At 58.0% G+C, this 17282-nt stretch carries 17 protein-coding genes; 6 read left to right on the forward strand and 11 right to left on the reverse strand.

Translation table 11 applies throughout. The features are described from left to right. Nucleotides 1-716: 716 nt before the first annotated feature. The 9 genes from J2X53_RS17245 to J2X53_RS17285 form a co-directional block, all read right to left on the reverse strand. Nucleotides 717-1985 (reverse strand): hypothetical protein, encoded by a 1269-nt coding sequence (locus J2X53_RS17245; protein WP_349038736.1) that lies wholly within the window; start codon nt 1983-1985, stop codon nt 717-719. 51 nt (nt 1986-2036) lie between these two features. Continuing rightward, nucleotides 2037-2228: a hypothetical protein gene (locus tag J2X53_RS17250; RefSeq protein WP_349038737.1), complete on the reverse strand. Its 192-nt coding sequence runs from the start codon at nt 2226-2228 to the stop codon at nt 2037-2039. Next, nucleotides 2225-2671 (reverse strand): N-acetylmuramoyl-L-alanine amidase, encoded by a 447-nt coding sequence (locus J2X53_RS17255; RefSeq protein ID WP_349038738.1) that lies wholly within the window; start codon nt 2669-2671, stop codon nt 2225-2227. The genes J2X53_RS17250 and J2X53_RS17255 overlap by 4 nt, the downstream gene beginning before the upstream one ends. Before the next feature lie 312 nt (nt 2672-2983). Next, nucleotides 2984-3445, reverse strand: coding sequence for a hypothetical protein (locus tag J2X53_RS17260; protein ID WP_349038739.1), 462 nt, complete (start codon nt 3443-3445; stop codon nt 2984-2986). Then, nucleotides 3442-4986, reverse strand: a complete 1545-nt coding sequence (locus J2X53_RS17265) for a hypothetical protein (protein ID WP_349038740.1) — start codon at nt 4984-4986, stop codon at nt 3442-3444. Before J2X53_RS17265 ends, J2X53_RS17260 begins: the two co-directional genes overlap by 4 nt. Nucleotides 4987-5068: 82 nt before the next feature. Next, on the reverse strand, nt 5069-6055 hold the full coding sequence (locus J2X53_RS17270) for a hypothetical protein (protein WP_349038741.1): 987 nt from the start codon (nt 6053-6055) through the stop codon (nt 5069-5071). 202 nt (nt 6056-6257) lie between these two features. After that, complete coding sequence (locus J2X53_RS17275) at nt 6258-6380, reverse strand: hypothetical protein (RefSeq protein ID WP_349038742.1); 123 nt, start codon at nt 6378-6380, stop codon at nt 6258-6260. A gap of 395 nt (nt 6381-6775) precedes the next feature. Next, nucleotides 6776-8038 (reverse strand): extracellular solute-binding protein, encoded by a 1263-nt coding sequence (locus J2X53_RS17280; protein WP_349038743.1) that lies wholly within the window; start codon nt 8036-8038, stop codon nt 6776-6778. A 46-nt stretch (nt 8039-8084) separates the two neighbouring features. Continuing rightward, entirely contained in the window at nt 8085-9923 is a 1839-nt protein-coding gene (locus tag J2X53_RS17285) for an SUMF1/EgtB/PvdO family nonheme iron enzyme (protein ID WP_349038744.1), read from the reverse strand. 301 nt (nt 9924-10224) lie between these two features. Between J2X53_RS17285 and J2X53_RS17290 the strand changes: the two genes are divergently transcribed. The 4 genes from J2X53_RS17290 to J2X53_RS17305 are packed head-to-tail and all read left to right on the forward strand — an operon-like array spanning nt 10225 to nt 14782. Beyond that, a complete protein-coding gene (locus J2X53_RS17290) occupies nt 10225-10398 on the forward strand; it encodes a hypothetical protein (RefSeq protein WP_349038745.1) in 174 nt (57 codons plus the stop codon). 10 nt (nt 10399-10408) lie between these two features. Continuing rightward, entirely contained in the window at nt 10409-10843 is a 435-nt protein-coding gene (locus J2X53_RS17295; RefSeq protein WP_349038746.1) for a hypothetical protein, read from the forward strand. Next, nucleotides 10833-13067 (forward strand): glycosyltransferase, encoded by a 2235-nt coding sequence (locus J2X53_RS17300; RefSeq protein ID WP_349038747.1) that lies wholly within the window; start codon nt 10833-10835, stop codon nt 13065-13067. The genes J2X53_RS17295 and J2X53_RS17300 overlap by 11 nt, the downstream gene beginning before the upstream one ends. After that, nucleotides 13064-14782: a sulfotransferase gene (locus J2X53_RS17305; RefSeq protein WP_349038748.1), complete on the forward strand. Its 1719-nt coding sequence runs from the start codon at nt 13064-13066 to the stop codon at nt 14780-14782. Before J2X53_RS17300 ends, J2X53_RS17305 begins: the two co-directional genes overlap by 4 nt. Nucleotides 14783-14847: 65 nt before the next feature. On the opposite strand, the gene J2X53_RS17310 is transcribed toward J2X53_RS17305, so the two are convergent. Further along, complete coding sequence (locus J2X53_RS17310; RefSeq protein WP_349038749.1) at nt 14848-14985, reverse strand: hypothetical protein; 138 nt, start codon at nt 14983-14985, stop codon at nt 14848-14850. 76 nt (nt 14986-15061) lie between these two features. After that, entirely contained in the window at nt 15062-15556 is a 495-nt protein-coding gene (locus J2X53_RS17315) for an Lrp/AsnC family transcriptional regulator (protein ID WP_349038750.1), read from the reverse strand. Nucleotides 15557-15671: 115 nt separating this feature from the next. Between J2X53_RS17315 and hppD the strand changes: the two genes are divergently transcribed. Together hppD and J2X53_RS17325 are read left to right on the forward strand one after the other, a co-directional pair. Beyond that, on the forward strand, nt 15672-16784 hold the full coding sequence (hppD, locus tag J2X53_RS17320; protein WP_349038751.1) for a 4-hydroxyphenylpyruvate dioxygenase: 1113 nt from the start codon (nt 15672-15674) through the stop codon (nt 16782-16784). A 58-nt stretch (nt 16785-16842) separates the two neighbouring features. After that, on the forward strand, nt 16843-17199 hold the full coding sequence (locus tag J2X53_RS17325) for a Rieske 2Fe-2S domain-containing protein (protein ID WP_349038752.1): 357 nt from the start codon (nt 16843-16845) through the stop codon (nt 17197-17199). Nucleotides 17200-17282: the final 83 nt, after the last annotated feature.

Consider the following 17282-nt stretch of genomic DNA (forward strand, 5'->3'; position numbering starts at 1 on the left):
CTCATCAGCACCCATCCCATGACGCCTTACTCCTTAGCCTGAAGGACAGGGCGACATTCTAACTTTGCTCAGGTGCGACAAGTCTACTTTGCGCTTACACTGTAATTTCTCATAATGAAGAAAGTGTAAGATGGCCTGCGGATTTACCAGAGTTTGACAAAGCCACAGTATTTGGTGGCGGTCAAGAGGGTTCACAGCAGAATTAGCGTGAACAGAAAGGGAAACGTTGGAAAGTTTACAGTTTCAGAATATTACGTGTTTGTGCAACCGAGAGTTGCGGAAATAGGGGTGCGATATTGCGCCAGCAAAGCAGCGCGCGCAAGCGAAGGCAAGGGGCCTGCTGACTGCAAGGGGAGTGCGTGGGGCAAGTGTAGCACCGGGGGAAAGAGAAGGGGGGAACCCCCTTCCCTCTCCCCCGGACCCCCTCTCCCATCCCCCAAGAATAGGGGGGGGGGAGAGTGCGGGGGAAAGGGAAGGGGGAATGATCTGATCGAGTGAGACCGTTACGGCAAAGCCCGAATAAAACGATGCATCAGACCGGGAATAATTCTGAGAGGGAGCGCAGCGAATTCCCCCCTTCACTGTGTGAATGTTGCGGGGGGAATTCGGGTTGCTATTTACACCATGGAACGAAGGGGCGAGAGGAACCGTCGCCAGAGGTGCGCTCAGGGCGAGACTTGCACCTGTTTTCGTCCAGGGTGTTTTGGACCGTCGCCTCACCTACCCGTGAGGGGGGCGGCGAGACGAGCGGTTTTTGAGCCTTTACGCTGGCAGTAAGGGTGGACACGCCCCGTAGGGACGGACTGCGCTTCGCTACCGTCTTGATAGGCGTAGATGTGACCACGGGTGGCGTGGTTGTCGCGATAAAGGTTGAGAGCCTTGAGGGTTTCTTGGTCGAAACCGTCGAGGCAGTTACGACAGGGGAGGCTCTGGGCACAGCTTCGAGCAAAACTTGCCGTACTTTGACGGGCTGCGGTTTCACGACCACGGAGCGCGAACTCGGTTTCGATTGAACGGTAGTCGTCGCTTTTTGGGTCGTTTTGCGGTTCTTGCGGGATGCCAAGGAGTACCTCCATATCTGACAGGTTATCGGCACAGGCCGAGAGCAGAGAGGACCACTGCGGCGCATTAGCGCCTGTGGCCCATAGAGCGCGCTTGTTAAGCGCGACGAGGTGCCAGAGCAGCTTTTTGCGGAAACTGCCCGTGGGTTCCCAATGGGTGGAGAGGTCGGGAACTTGGAGGTGTAGATTAGGAAGCACCGAGCCGGAGGCATCGAGGCGTTCCATTTTTTGAATGAGAAAAGTTTCACCAATCGCCGGGCGCTTGCTCATTCGGAATAGACCAGTAGCAAAGTTTTCGGACTTGGCTTCGCGCATAGTCCCTTGAGACTTTTCTTGTGTGAACTGGTCTTTAAGACAGTAACTCAGAACATAGTTCATAGCCCCTTGATCTGGCTCTTGCAGGGTCATGAACCCATGCGGCCAGAGTGACCAGTTGAGGCGGCGTTTTTGCTTGCCAATGGTCAGCATGTCGCGGCGATCTGTGATCTGATTTCCGCGCAGCGTGTATTGACCGAGCGAGGCAAGGTCAAAGTTTGTGAATAGGATAAGATGCCAATGGCAGCGCCCGTTACGGTCGCCCTGCTCCCCGGCGCAGAGAAAGCGCACTTGAGGGACGAGGTTCCATTTGTGTTTTTTTGCTTCATAGCGGGCCGCGGAGCGCAGCCGCTTGAGGAAGGCAGCCACATCTGCATAGCAGAACATACGAGCGCCATCGCGCCCGATTTGTGTTGCATCGGAATAAGTGAGGGTGACACAGGCAGAATGCGAGGTCATGGCCTTTTCGGCCATCGCTCTTGCGACCCATCCGAAGCGACGAGCTGCAACGCATTCATTGCAGACCCGGCAGGCAAAGATTTTGTCGTCTTGAGTGATCGGAGCAGTACACATGATCTGATTTTCTGTCTTTAAGTGCATAAGGAACAAGGTTCATGCAGACGCCCCGCCCCACTCAGTAGAGGGGGGCGGGGCTGGCCGTTATTTAACGGCGTTAGGCGTAGTGGGCGCAGCCAACGGGAGCGTAGGTTCTACGGCAACATTTTCGAGCGCCTTGATTTTGGCGCTCAAAAGTGTACGAACTTCACGAAGCTTGTAAGCTTTGTATTCGCGCTCTTCGAGCGACAATTCACGCAGGGCGAGAACATTTGTGATGTTTTGAAGTTTTGTCATTTGAGCCAATCCTTTGTGATGACTTTGAAGCCGGGGCAAAGTTTCTTGGCATAGTCATTGTGCCCAGAAACGGTTTTAATGCCCGGCAGGGTGGAGATTTTGAGACCAACAGCTTGGCGCTGTTGTTCGGTGAAGTAATCGGAGAATTTCCCGATTGTCTTGATTTCAGCTGACTCAATCAAGAGATAGCCGAGAGAGCCACGATTACGCTCAATACAGTGAGCGCCGATCATGGTTTCAGGACGGCCTTGGTAGAATTGCCCATCAGGCATGAAAAGGCCGTGATAGCCGAACCCGGAGAAACCGCGTTCGCGGTGCCATCGGTTGACGGCAGAGAAAGCCGCAAAAGCGGTGTAGCCGTCGAATTGCCCCGCACGAATGGCGGCACAATGAAGGATCACCTCAGTTACGGGGTATTTGGCAGAGCCTTGGAGAATGTTCATTCTTTGGCCTCAGAGAATTGCCCACCGGACGTTATCCGGTAGTAGCGGTTAAGCTGGACAGAGCCAAAGCCCTCAGTAATATCAAGGCGATATGTGCGGGCTATGATACGAGACGCGATTGACACCGCGTCCGCAAAGTCTTGCGGAAGATCAAACGAAGAATGGTAAAGCACCTGAAAAGAGGAAGGCTTAATAGGTTCCGCGATATTCGCGGGCCAGCCGTGTTTTCGCAGTGCCTTACAGAGAAGTGCAGCGAGGTAATGGGACGCGCCCCGATCTTTGGGGACGCGCCACACTCGCTTGAGATATTGCCTATTTGACAACAGGCTTCACATCTTCATCAGGGACGACCGGAGCGGCCTCAGGGACGGCCGCAACGGGTTCAGGAGACGGGATGCGCTCAATAACGGCCAAAGCCTTTTCGCGCGCCTCAAGGCGCTTAGTAGAGGCACCCATACGAGACAGAAGGAGGCGCATTTCCAATTCATTCCGACGAGCGGAAGTAGGCTGGAAATCGGGATTTGCGCCGGAAACCTCTTCGCCATCAGGCGAATAGGGTTGAGAGGCGCAGCGGTGGGGAGGGTCGAGGGCCACAAGGCCCTCTGACAGTTCGACAGTCGCGCCCGCTGGAACAAGTTCCAGATAGTCTTTGGCATAATGCATGCCAGCGGGAATGGCGATGGAGGCCAAGAGTTCGCCCTCGAGAGAGACGAAATCAAGGGTTCCGCCTTTGGCGGAGACGATGCGCGAGGTCGCGCGGAGTTCGGGGTTCATTCGTCTTCTCCGAAGATGTCAGCACCATCAAGAATGGCGAGGGTTTCAACAGGGGTAGGCCCGAAGATCAGAGGAGTACGCAGGGTAAGGTTGGAGGAAATCGTATAAGTACAGACTTCGGCCAATTGATCCGCGAACGGGTAATGATCGAGGGTGTCAGGGTAGAGAATGGTATTCGGCGTCACCGACAGCGGAATATTGAGCTGCCAGAGCGCAGTTTTGTTGGCAATCGTGGTAGGGTTGAGTTGCCGCGACAGACCATAATGGACGTATGTGGATTTGAGTGCATTCAGCCCCGTGAACATCGTCACAGTGCTTTCCTGCGCCGACGTACAGTCGGAGTTAAGGTCACGAATTGTGACCGGAACAGGATCAAGCGCCAATTCGTCGGCAACGAAATTGTCAGCACCCCACGCTTCGGCCAAGAAAGGGTGCGGCTGAGAAGAAATGTTTTCGTCAGGTTTCAGAACGGCGAAAGTATAAACGACGCCGCCCAGCTCAGTTTTCGGCACCATGGCATTGAAATTGAGAACAAGCATCATGTCGGAGCGCATAATATCGTTCTGAACGCCGCCTGTATCAGTGGCGGGAACGATAGAGCGCCCGAATTGCCGGGTCTCATGATGGATAAGAATAGGGGTTTTCCCGGTATCGACCGACAGGCCGTGCGCATAGCGCAGAACCATTTCCTCACCATATTGCGGATTGTCTTCCGCCATTTTTTGCATGTAGCGGGTGAGTTTGTCCTTGGTTTCGGCGTTGTAGAAATCGGTCAGCGAGATACCGCCGCCAAAGATGTTATCGAGGTCAGCCGTGATATTTGTCTGCCCCGACACAATGTCAAAAGAAAGCTTGTTGGTCGCATCACCAATGACCGCCGAGTTGGCGAAGCCTTGCAATGTGCCGGGGTTGGAGAAGGTCGCAACGCCGTCGCGGCGAATACCGCGAACGGGCGCTTGGCCGGAAAGTTCGAGTTCAACAGAACCGTTGATCCGGTCATCCGGATCAAGCACAGCGTTGAAACGCTCGAGAACGGTTTGCGAGATGATTGCCGGGGTCATGCCGTAGTTGTTGTAAGGCAGCAAGGTTGCCTTGTGATATTTGCGCAGACGCAGAAAATTCACAGCGGCATTGTGTCCGGCATGAACAATGGAACAAACCCTTTTGGCACCGCCGACAGAGCGCGGATTGACGCCGCAGCGCTTTGAGATTTCAGTTTCGCCAGCGGAAAGCTCAAACAAAGGATTGCCGGACAGAAGCTTTTCACGGACGACTTCAGTCATGCCTGCGTAGTCGGTATCCGGGAAGCGCAGGGCGTCAACAGCCTGAACAGGAACGAAGACGCAGTAAATTTCACCCGTAATGGGGGTGATCATGCGGCCCGCAATAGGGTCGAGCTCCAAGGTAATGCTTTGCGAAAGCATACCGGCTTCATTGCCACGGATGGCAGTTGCCATCACAGGGGCGAGTTTGCCGCCGCGAAAGCGGCCAGTAAGGGTGCGGGCTTCGCGCCGCGTGTTACGTGCAGTTTGGTAGCTCATTTTGACTTCACTTTCAGGACAAGTTTTTTGCCGACCCGCTTGATTGCGGAGCGGAGTTTTGAGCAGGTTTTGCAGGGTTTTTTCATGGGCGCAGCAACGGATAACCGGGGAACGGACCGTTATTCGCCGAAGAACCAGACGCGCCACCCTTACCTTTTTGAGGACGGGATGGAGGGAACCGTTGTGAACGGCCCGCCCGCGCCTCTTTCGAGTTCTCGAAACGAGCGCGAGCCTTTGCCTTATTGTTTGCGTCAAACAACGCGCCCGACATGATTTCATCAAAATCGGGGCCGAGCGGCACAGGAGTAGAAGAACCGTGCGACGTGTAGCTTTCAGTTACGGCCCGAACGTTAGGCTCTACTGAATCAATGCTGCCACTATGAGAAGGCCCAGAATATGGGCCATTATGACGAGCGCTACGAACATCTTGAGCATCACGAACACCAAGAGCTTGAGAGATGGACGGGATAGACGCCCGCCTTTCGTACACACCACCGACTTCCGGGCGAAGTGTCAAGGACGTTACCTTAGAAGCAAGTTCCTTGTTTTGTTGCTCAAGAGCAGAAGCGCGGGCGAGGTCTTCGCGCCGCGCCATGCCGTCAGCCAAGATCATACCGGCGTCCGCCACAGCTGCGCCCATGTATGCGCCGCCGCCAGAGGCAGCCATCATGGGGGCAGAGGTTCCAGCGCCGGACGAGCCGCCGATGGAGGGGAAGGCCGACGACACGCCGCTGGACGAGAAATTGCCAGCATAGGCGAGAGGGTTAAAACCCGCGTCTTCGGCGCGCTTGCGCACTTCGGTGGGGCTGTCATACCAGCGTTGATCAGACAAGACATGATCATCACGGGCGGTTTGCGTGGCAACTTGCGTTGCATAATTTTCACGATTTACAAGAACATCGCGCTCATAGTTTTCGCGACCATCCCTGACAGACTTATCATACATAATGTTGTTGTAAGTCTGGGCGCGCAGATCGGACTTGCGCGAACCATCACCGGAAATAAGACCGCCAAGAAGTTGAGCGCCAGCGGCGATTGCGCTTGCGGCGATGGAAGGAGGCGAAGCCATTATGACAACTCCCTGATTTTTTTGCGAATATCCTTACGGATGCTCGACGGATTGCACCAATGCAAATCGCACATGAACTGCACGACAAGCGGCAAAGGTTCACTTTCCTCGCAGAGCGCGAAAAGGTCAGCCTCCGGGAGTTTTTTAATCAGCCAATAAAGGGACTGATCGTACGACAGAATTGGATTTGCGTCGTAGGGCATCACTGCACCGCGCAGAAAGCGGTATGCAGAGTGGCGTAGTTGACGGCGACAAACGCACCGACAGCGCCAACGAAGGCCGGAAGAATGCGGCCAACGATGATGCGGATAGCAGTTTCGAGCATAGTTTTTACCTCACAGCTAAGGGAGGCAAACACGCAGACTTTCAACCGGAGATAAACAAGTATCCGATAATGAAGATTATGTAATTTAATCTCCGATGGCGCAACCGACTCATCTGCGCAGGTGCTTCAGAACGACGCTTGTCCGGTCTGGACCAAAAACATGCAGATCACTCTAGGTCGAAGCCTCTATGTGGCGATAAAGGTCAACATCGTCACTTTCTTCGTCATTGCCTTGTATCACTGCGAACCGTCCAATCCCGGGAACCCTGTCTGAGCTTAGACGGCAGGAATGGCGGATTTAAAAGCAAGACATCACTTTAAATGGCAAAGCAGCACCGTCCTGACCTCACGATTTTGCAAGAACAATCGAGACCTGCGCCAGCGCGCGGTTGATCCTACCAGTCTCGTCTTTGCAGCCGGGAAAGGTGGTCCTGCAGTTCGACAAACAATGGTATCGGATCATCATCCTTGCTTGCCAGGTACCGGCTGAGAGTGTCGGAATAAGCATTGGAAACATAGATATAACTGCCGCGCATCTGGGCATTCGGGCGGTTGACCGCAGTTTGCAGGCCATCATAAACCACTTCAAAAAAGCTCGACACTGCGCGGACATCCGGGTCGGCGTACAAGGCGGGCCGGGTCGGGTTCTGGCTGTGGAACAGGGCACGCTGCAACTGCTCGTCCCGGCTGGTCATGTGCAAAACGAGATCAGCCGCGAGGGCAGGATTTTTCGCAGTCCTTGACACCCCCAGATACCAGCCGCCATGCACGCCCTGTCCGGTTCCGGCAGACCCTGCCAACATGGACATGACACCGACCTTGCCCCTCAGCGGGCTCTCTGCGCGTTGCAGCGGGGCCCAGGCATAAGGCCAGTTGCGCATGAACAGGGCATTGCCATTTTGAAAAACCATCCGCGCCTGCTCGTTGTTCATGTCAACCACAGACGGCGGTGCAATGTTACCAAGCCAGCTTTTGACCCGCCGATAGGTGGCCATGGCCTCGGGCGCATCCACCGACACCTTGCCATTTTCATCCAGAATAGGCGGCCCGCCCAGAGCGCTCAGCCACTCAAGGGCGTTGCAGGTCAGCCCTTCGCCGCTGGTTGCCTCAAAGACAAGGCCCCAGAAATCAGGGTTCGCTTTGCGCTCCTTTTCCTGCACACGCGCGGCGATCTGTTCAAGCTCCTCCCAGGTGTGCGGAACCGGCTCACCATGTTTTTCCAGCAGATCGGCGCGGTAATACATCAGGCCAACCCCGGTCCACAGCGGCATGGCCTTGAGCTCATCCTCAAACGTGGCGTTGTCGATCAGGGCCCGGAAATGCTCCCCCTCGGTCCCGTTCGACAGCGGCGCAAGGTTGATAAGATATTGCTCAATGAAATTGATCCAGATCGCATCCACCATCACCACATCAAGGGGTTCATCCGGTTTTGGCTGAGCCAGTGCCATACGAAAAAAATCAAGCTGATCGTTCGTTTTCTTTGGCACCTGAACATAGCTTACCCTGTGTCCGGTTTTGCGCTCCCACCGTTGAACCGAGCTCTCGCAGATGTTGCTCTCGGACCCGTATGTGCCGCAGGACAATACAACGTCTTCAGCGATGACAGGCCAGGCAGCAAGCAGCGCCAGGACAAATGTGGTCAGAGCGGAACGCATCATCGTCATTCTCCTGCTATGTCGAAAACGCCCATCTTGTCGTCACAAATCATTGGTTACCTGCCGCACGGGCCACCCGGAAACCGACGGTGTCGGCCCGGAAAGACGGCCTGTCCCAGTTTCGGTTTGATGTGCGGACAACAGACAGCGGGTCCGCCCAACTGCCGCCACGCATGGATTTGCGGTCACATGGGCCTTCCTGAGGCGCGATGGCACGCTGTTCGGCGGCTTCCGGCGTATCGGCATAGCAGTCCTGCGTCCATTCCCACACGTTGCCCAGCAAATGGTGCAGGCCGAACTGATCCGGCGGCATCGACGCTGCGGGCATGATGCCAAACCCATGTGCGTTGGTGCAGCTGAAGTTGCGCCAGCTGAAAGGGGCACTCAGATCGGCGATGTTGACCACGTCGCAAATGTTGCGCCCGTCAAAAATCTCATCCTGATCTTGCAGAAAGCGGAACGCCTCTGCCAGATATTCGAATTCCAGCTCCGTAAGCAGCCGATAGCTCTGGCCTGTCTTTTGGCTCAGCCATTCGACATAGGCTTTCGCATCCTCCCAGCTGACACAAACCACCGGAAGGTCCGGCGAGTCCGAAACCGACGCCTTGCGTGACCCGAGGACGGGCAAAGTGTCATCCGATGCCGTGATCATGCAGGCATCGGGCCAGAGGTGGCCGGTTTCCCGCACAAACAGATCAAAATCGGCGCGTGTCGTGGCTGTAATGGCCACCGCAAAGGGCGTCGACATTGCCACCCGCCGCGCCGGACGCTCATCCGGCTGGGCACGCTTGATGGGGTCAGGTGCGCCGAACAGAAACTCCGTCCCCTTTATGTCCACCATTTCGGGGCAGGAGTCACAATCCTTGAACGTCCCGCGCACGTCGGGTGGCGCTGGCGGCGCATAAAACGCGGCAAGCGCAAGGTCCCTTTGTGCTTCGGCCTGGCGTTCGGCCTCGGCTGCAAGAGCCGCTCGTTCTACGTCGGTCCGGGCCGCCTCTTGCGCCGCGCGCAGTGTCACAATCCGCTCCTGCGCTACCGGAACAAATCGGCTGTCCGGGTTTCGGGTGATGAAGCGCTCGAACACTGCCGGGTCAGTGGACCCGAGTACCAGTTCCCAATCGCCCTCGTCCTGCGTGATGCCGCCGTCAGCTCCGGGCTGTCCGAAGCGCAAGGTGACCTCGTCAACCAAAGAGGAATGCTCCCACGGCACCTGCTTTCCTTCGGTCATTTCCAACACATCGCGGCGCACTTTGATCATGGTCCGGTTGATCGTGTCACCCGGCGTGCCAAGGTGGCGTGAAAGCGCTGTGGTAAACGGGCTGTTATCGTTTGACACCCCTTCCACCCGGTCCAGAGCCACATTGCCGGGGGCAGCCGCAAACGAGATCAGGGTGTTGCTTTCTGCCGAAACCCGGGCAAGCCCGCGCGTCGTGGTCGCAGCACTTCGGGAGGTGCCGTTCTCAAAAGGATTATTGCGACAGGCATCCAGAAAGATCAGAACAGTTTTGGTTGTCTCATTCAGAATCTCGGTAACCTGATCCAGATTGATTGCCTCAAGGCTCAGCACATCTGCGGCGTCAAGTGTCGCGTCTGTGGGGATCAGGTAATTGCTGCCATCCGCCTGCACCCCGTGGCCGGCAAAAAAGAACAGCCCCGTGGTCGCACCGTCCAGCGACCGGCGGAAAGCGCTGAGTGTCCGCACGAAACCCCGCCGGTCAAGGTCGACTTCGAGCGTCACCTCGAAGCCGATCGAACGCAATCGCTCGGCGATCAGCCTGGCATCGTTGGAGGCGTTGCGCAGAGCGGGAATGTCGGTATAGGCGCCATTCCCGATCACCAGAGCAACCTTGCGTTCACCGGCATCGACAGGTGCAGTTTGTGCGTTCACTGGCGGGGAGAGGGCCAAGGCGAGAAAGGGCAAACATAAAAGAATCAAACGGATTCGGATCATGGGCAGCACCCCGCAAAGCGCGTCCGCCACTATTCATGCGGCACATGGGACTGATTATGCCCTAAAACTGAAGCAGTTGACCATGAATTTGTTGCAGCCAGTCTACCGCCGATGAAATTGTTGCGAATGTCATCCGACATATGTAACCTCTTTATTATCAGAAAATTTATTTTCGGGTCGCATCATGGGTATTTTTAAGTCCTTCTCACGCGGTCTAACCTTTAGAGCAACATCGCTAATGACTGTCGTTGCATTGGCCGGCTGTGTCCCGATCGAAGGGGAAGCGCCGAAGATATGCGCCAGCCCGAATGCCCGCCCCTATGGCGATGCCAGTGGTGAACGGTGCAAGATGGTTCAGACCAAGACGGGCGTAAAGACCACCGCAGGTTCAGGTGGTCAGGCGAACTACTGACGCCCCCGGGATGCCCGGCTTGTTTGCCAGACTGGCCAGACGATTGCGCGCAGAGGCCGTGACTGCGCGCTCAGATGACTTGTCGATCATTGCGCCGACAGACAAGACCCTGCTCGTCCTGATGCTGGAAATCGAACCCGAAAACCTGCGTCCTGCAGTTGAAAAGCTGATTGCACGCTTTCCAAAATTTCGCGTCGTATTTTTGCATACGATGATCGACTTTCGCCCCTTTATGGATGCGCATGCTGTTTTCGAGCGGTTGCCAGCTTTGAACGAAATCGGGCAGTTTCCTGATCTGCTGGATTGGCCGGCCTTTCTCGCCGACCGTCAGGCACTGTTGTTTGCCAAGTGGCGTCCCGAACGGATCATCCGCTACGGCATTGATCTGGAAGAATACTCCGCCAGCGCCGCCAGCTTGTGGTCCGGGGGCAGAGATGCCGGCTGATCTGGACGTGGTCTTTATCGTTGACGCGCGTTTTGAAGGCGGCGTGTCCACCGCCGTCGCAACAGAGATGCAAGCCCTGTGCAAGGACAAGTCGCTGCGGGTCGGCTTGCTGATGGTCAAGGCACATCTGTTAGGCATCGCCTGGCCTGTTCATCCCGCGATCCGCCGGTTCATAACCGATGGCGATGTAACGGTGCTGCGCCCCGGTGAGCACTGGACATGTCAGCTGGCGCTGATCCATCATCCGGTGGTTTTCGAAAACCTGCCACGCATGGCCCTGCCCTTGCGGGCTGAAACGGCACTCCTGATCCTGCATCACCCGATGTTCAATGCCGTCGGCAAACGGCAGTACGATCTGGATGCGGTCGCAACCAATATTGTCGCGACGTTGACCGGGTCGCTGCTGATCGCGCCGGTAAGTCCGGTCGTACGGGCCGCTCTGCGCCATTACCGGCCCATCCTTGGCCGGGTAACGGACGAGGAGTGGGTCAATCTTCTGCACCTTGAGGATTGGCCCTATGATCCACGGCGACCGCCACCGCCGTCTGACCGGATTGTCATCGGACGCCATGCCAGACCCGATTCGCTGAAATGGCCGGAAGACCGGGCGCTGGCCTTTGCCGCACACCTCGCCGACGATCCCGGCGTTGAGGTACGCATCCTTGGTGGTGGCGATTATCTCGATGAGATATATGGCTCTCCCTTGCCGTCCAACTGGGTGCAACTGCCGTTTGATCCGGGGGGAGTGCCAGAGTTTCTTGCCGGTCTGGATTTTTTTGTGTTCTACCACTCCAGTTCATGGCTGGAAGCATTTGGCCGCAACATCCTCGAAGCTCTCGCCTGCGGGATTGTCACGATCCTGCCGCCAGAGTTCGAAGCGACCTTCGGTCCTGCCGCCGTTTACGCGAGCCCCGACGAAGTCCGCGCCACAATTGACGGTTTTCTGGCCGACCCTGCGGCGTGGCATCAGCAAAGAAACAAGGCGCGCACCTGGGTGCAGGTTCATCATTCCGCTGCCCTGGCGCAGGACCGTCTGAACACATTCGGGCTGAACCGCAGGACGACGCCACGCAGCAGGCCACCAAGACGCAAGCTGCCTGTTCTGTTTGTCTCGACCAATGGCATCGGAGTCGGGCACCTGACCCAGCAGATGGCCATCGCAGACCGGCTGCCCGCAGAGTTCCAGCCTGTTTTCGCCTCTATGAGCCTGTCGCTCAGCGTCGCGCGCAATGCAGGCTATCCGGTATTCTACCTGCCCCATCACAAGCATTTGCACGCAGATCCGGGCCAGTGGAATACCGTGTTTGCCGAAGAGCTTTTCGATCTGATCCGCCATTTGCAACCGGCACTGCTGGCATATGACGGCACGGCCGTTTTTGGCGGTCTGGCCGATGCACTGGGCGAATTTCCCGACCTGATCACGCTGTGGGTACGGCGTGCCATGTGGCGCGATGTGCATCAGCCGTTCATGAACCACGGCGGACTTTTTACAGCCGTGATCGAGCCCGGTGAACTGGCTGGCGCGCTGGATCATGGCCCCACCCGTGACGCAAGACCCTATGTGCATGTGTCGCAACCCGTGCTCCACATCGATCCGGCGGCCCGACTGGACCGGGCCGGGGCGCGAAAGCATTATGGACTGGAAGACAGCCAGATCGCAGTCGCCCTGCAACTGGGGTCCGGCGCAAATTACGAATTGCAGAACCTGCGCCGTTCGGTGGTAAACTGTCTGATGCAGGATCCGCGGGTGCAGATCCTCGAAATCGTCTCGCCACTTGCGCCGATGCCCCCGCCGGTGGACGGAACCGCCGGTCGCATGACGCAACTGCGCGAATATCCCAGCTTTCACTTCAGCCGCGCCTTTGATGCGGCGGTCGGGGTGGCGGGGTATAACAGCTTTCACGAACAGGTTCTGGGCGGCATCCCGACGCTTTTCATCCCGAACGAGGCCCCGGAAATGGACAGTCAGTTGACCCGCGCCCATTGGGCCGAGGTGCATGGCCTTGGCCTGTGCCTGCGCGCGCGCCATGGGGTGGGGGCGATCAGAACACAGGTGGCGCGCCTTCTGGATGACGACTTCCGCGCCGCCTGCGCCCTGCGCATGTCGGACCTGCCAGCAGCACAAGGCGCGGCACAGGGCGCGCGCGAGATTGCTGAATTCGTGGCGGATTACAGCAGCATGATCCGCACCGATCGCTGGCCAAAGGACGCCTACCCCAGATGACGACCGACAACCGCCCTCTGGATCGTCGTCTGCTGGTCGTGCTTGCCGGACCGCGCAGCGGATCGAATTTCTTGTGCAGCATTCTCGATGGCGCGCCGGGAATGCTGTCTCTTTCCGAAGTGTTCAACCCGCGCGATATTTTTGGCCTGAACAACCACCCTGCCCTGCACCAGCGTCTGCTGGATCGGTTCGGGTCAGAGGAAAAGCTGCATCACGCCTTTCGCATGACGCCGGAACTGGCAGCTGACGCGCTGATGGCAGAGACAGCAACTGCCCGTCAGGTCATGATCAAGGTGTTTCCAAATCAGGTTCACGGTGCCGCTTTGCGCGCCATTCTGGCCAGGCACGGGGCCGGTGCGATCTTTCTGGTCCGACGCCGGTTGGATCAGTTCATTTCGTTGCACAAGGCCATGTCGCAGGACCTGTGGCATAGCGCCGAGACCACCGACCTGCGCCCTGCCATCGACACCGAACAGTATCTGCGCTGGACGGCGGTGATGGATGAATGGATCAGACAGACCGCCAGAGCCTGCCAGCAGCTCGGGCTGCCGGTTGCCAGCCTGCGGTACGAGCGTGACCTTCTCGACCCGGATCCTGAAAGCCGTGCCCACGCCCTCGCGGCGCGACTGGCGGCGCTGCCCTGCGGCTTCACCCCTCAAACCATTCGCAGGAAATCATTCTTTCGTCGTCAGGACATTTCTGACGATCCCTTCGTCAAAGTGGCTGATGGCACCCGTCTGAAAGAGGACCTCAACGCCAATGGGGTATTGGATCAGGCGCTGAGCGCCATGCAGACGCCGTTTGACCGGACAGAGCCGGGCCCGATGCAACGGCGCAACCGCGAAGCGTCGGCAGACATGGCGACGCATCTGGCGGCGCGGCGGTTCGGTCAGCTGCGCAGCTTGCTGGACAAGGTGGGGTTCGACATTGAGGGCGATCCACGGGTGCCAGCGCCGCTGCGCGATGCGGACCACAGCTTTCGCCACCTGACATTCATCTGCGGCTTGCACCGCTCTGGCACAACGCTGCTTCATGATGCTCTGGCGGCGCGGTTTGACGTGGCCCATCTGATTTCTGCTGACGTGCCACGCCATGAAGGCCAGTTCCTTCAGGATGTCGCCCCGCAGGAACGGCCCTTTGGTGGCCCCGGCAGTTTTGCCTTTCATGCACCGATGTGCCCGGGTCCGGTCGAAGACCCTGCCGAAGCCCAGGTCCTGGCCGACCGGATGTTGAGGACATGGGCCGGCTATGCGACCGATCCGCAGCATCCGCACCTGCTGGAAAAATCACCGCCAAATCTGACCCGGATCGCCTGGTTGCGCAGCCTTTTCCCAAACGCGCGGTTCCTTGTGTTGGTCCGTGACCCGCGCGCCGTGGTGATTGCGACCCGAAAATGGCAACGCCTGCCGGTGGAAACGCTGCTCCTGCATTGGAACGCCGCGCACTGGGCTGCCTTGCGCGCCCTTGATGATGACTGCCTCGTGCTGAGCTACGAGGGGTTTTGTGCCGACCCGATTGCTGCCACGGATCAAGCTGCCGCCTTTTGTGGCATGGTCCCGCGCACGGATCAAAGCGCCAGAGGGTTGCCTGAAATCAAAAGCACAAATGCCGCCTATCTGGCGAGGTTTCCAAAGGACGTGCATTTGTCCCTGCCGTTTCGCACATGGGAGGTTTTGGGCTACGATCTGAGACTTGCCGGGGATGTACCTGCATGAGGTCTTTCGGACGGCCTGAACTGACCCCAGGTCCAGGGCGACAGACCAGCCGCCCCCGGCAACATTCACAGGTTCATCTCGGGGATGCCCGGTTCGATGTGCTTGCCCTCGGGCGTGAATTCCCACTTGGCAGCAGACAGGATGCGGTGGTCGATAAAAGCATCGGTCTGCGTCTGTGCTCTGACGACACGGCGCAGAGACACCACGCTGACGCCTTCTGTCTGATCGCCGTCCGGTGCGTCACCGGCACAGCGCTACCCGGTCCTTGTTGCAGTTTGGTCAAGATGCGCCGGCCGCGCCCTGAACCGGCAGGACGCCGCCCTCATCCTTGAGGGTTCGCAGAACGATCTCGGACCGGACCTGCGAGACATGCGGGTTAGGCAGCAGTTGGCGGTGCAAAAACTCGGCGAATTCGTCCAGATCGCGCACCCGGATGTCAAGGATGTAATCCGCATCGCCCGACACCGAGAACGCCGACCGGATCTGCGGATAGCGGGTCAGGAACCGGGCGAAATCGGTCTCTTTGGTCTGGCCGTGGCTGGACAGGTTGACCCTGACGATGGCCCGCATCCCATAGCCCAGCCTGGTTGCGCTCAGCCGCGCGGTATAGCCCTCGATCACTCCGGCCTGCTCCAGCGCGGCCCGTCTGCGAGAGCACTGAGACGCCGACAGGTTGACCACCTCGGACAGTGCAGCATTGGTCATTGCCCCGTCTTTCTGCAGAGCCACCAAAATTGCAACATCGAAGCTGTCCAGGATCATACCGTGCATCATTTCTATAATATCTGCGCATCCGATGCAAATAACACCCGGTTTAGCGTCATTATGCAAGCCGCTCGCACCGCACCCATGGCAGAATTTCACCAACACGCACCCGCAGGAGGATATCATGGGACCATTTCCGCATCATGGACCAAAGGCCACGATCAGCGCGGCAAACCCCGCAGGCACCGATGGCTTTGAATTCGTTGAATACGCTCATCCCGATCCGGCAGTTCTGGACCGCATTTTCCGGCAGATGGGTTTTGTTCCGGTTGCACGGCACAAGTCAAAGGACATCACCCTGTATCGTCAGGGCGACATCAATTATCTGCTGAACGCCGAGCCGGACAGCCAGGCGTCGCACTTTGTGGCCGAACACGGCCCCTGCGCGCCTGCGATGGCCTGGCGGGTGGTCGATGCACAGGTCGCTCTGAAACGCGCCGTCGAGCTGGGTGCAACCGAGTATACCGGGCCGGGCAAATCCATTGATGTGCCGGCGGTGCATGGCATCGGCGGGTCGTTGCTGTATTTCGTCGATCGCTATGCAGACGCGGGCAGCGCCTATGAGGCTGACTACAACTGGCTGGGCGAAGCCAATCCGAACCCCGAAGGCTTTGGATTTTATTATCTGGACCACCTGACCCATAACGTGATCCGCGGGAACATGGACACCTGGTACAAGTTCTATCACCAGACCTTCAATTTCCGCGAGATCAAGTATTTTGACATCAAGGGCAAGCAGACCGGGCTGGTCAGCCGGGCCCTGACCTCACCCTGCGGCAAGATCCGCATTCCGATCAACGAATCCACCGACGATCACAGCCAGATCGAGGAATACCTGCGCGAATACAAAGGTGAGGGCATCCAGCACATCGCCATTGCCAGCAACGACATCTATGCGGGGACTGACAAGATCGCCGAGGCCGGGATGGCCTTCATGCCCGGCCCCCCCGCCACCTATTACGAGATGTCGCGCAAGCGCGTGAAGGATCACGATGAACCCATCGAGCGGATGCAGAAACGCGGCATTCTGATCGACGGCGAAGGTGTGGTCGGCGGCGGCGAGACCCGCATCCTGCTGCAGATCTTCTCGAAAACCGTCATCGGTCCGATTTTCTTCGAGTTTATCCAGCGCAAAGGCGATGACGGGTTCGGAGAGGGCAACTTCCGCGCCTTGTTCGAATCGATCGAGGAAGATCAGGTCCGGCGCGGCGTGTTGTCCGCTTCACCCGCGGAATGACCCACCCCTGCCCCGGCCGCACAAGGGTGGCCGGGGCACCACCCGACAGGAGCCGCCGATGGCCTGGACCGACTATTCCACCGCCCCCGCACCGGGCACGGCCGTCTGCCCCGCTGACGCGATTACCGGCGTTCTCTCCACGAAGGTTCAGACAGGCAGCGGCAGTTTTCCCCTGTTGATCCTTAGGTCCGGGGGCCAGTTGCGCGCGTTTGTCAACGCCTGCCCGCATCAGTATCTGCCGCTCGACTATCGCAGCGACCGGCTGATGTCGGCAGACGGGACCATGCTGATGTGCAGCGCGCATGGCGCGCGTTTCGATGCCGTCACCGGGGCGGCGGTCGATGGTGCCGATTGTGGTCTGGACCCGGTGCCCATCACCCTGTCGGACGGCATGATCGTCATCGGGCAGCCGTAATCACAGCCGCGATGTGCCGGGCCAGGTTCCGTCGCTTGTGGCCTGCCTGACCGCCGCTGACTGGGTGTGATCCTGCACGATGC

This window comes from Pseudotabrizicola sp. 4114, from assembly GCF_031457365.1.
Taxonomy (GTDB): domain Bacteria; phylum Pseudomonadota; class Alphaproteobacteria; order Rhodobacterales; family Rhodobacteraceae; genus Pseudotabrizicola.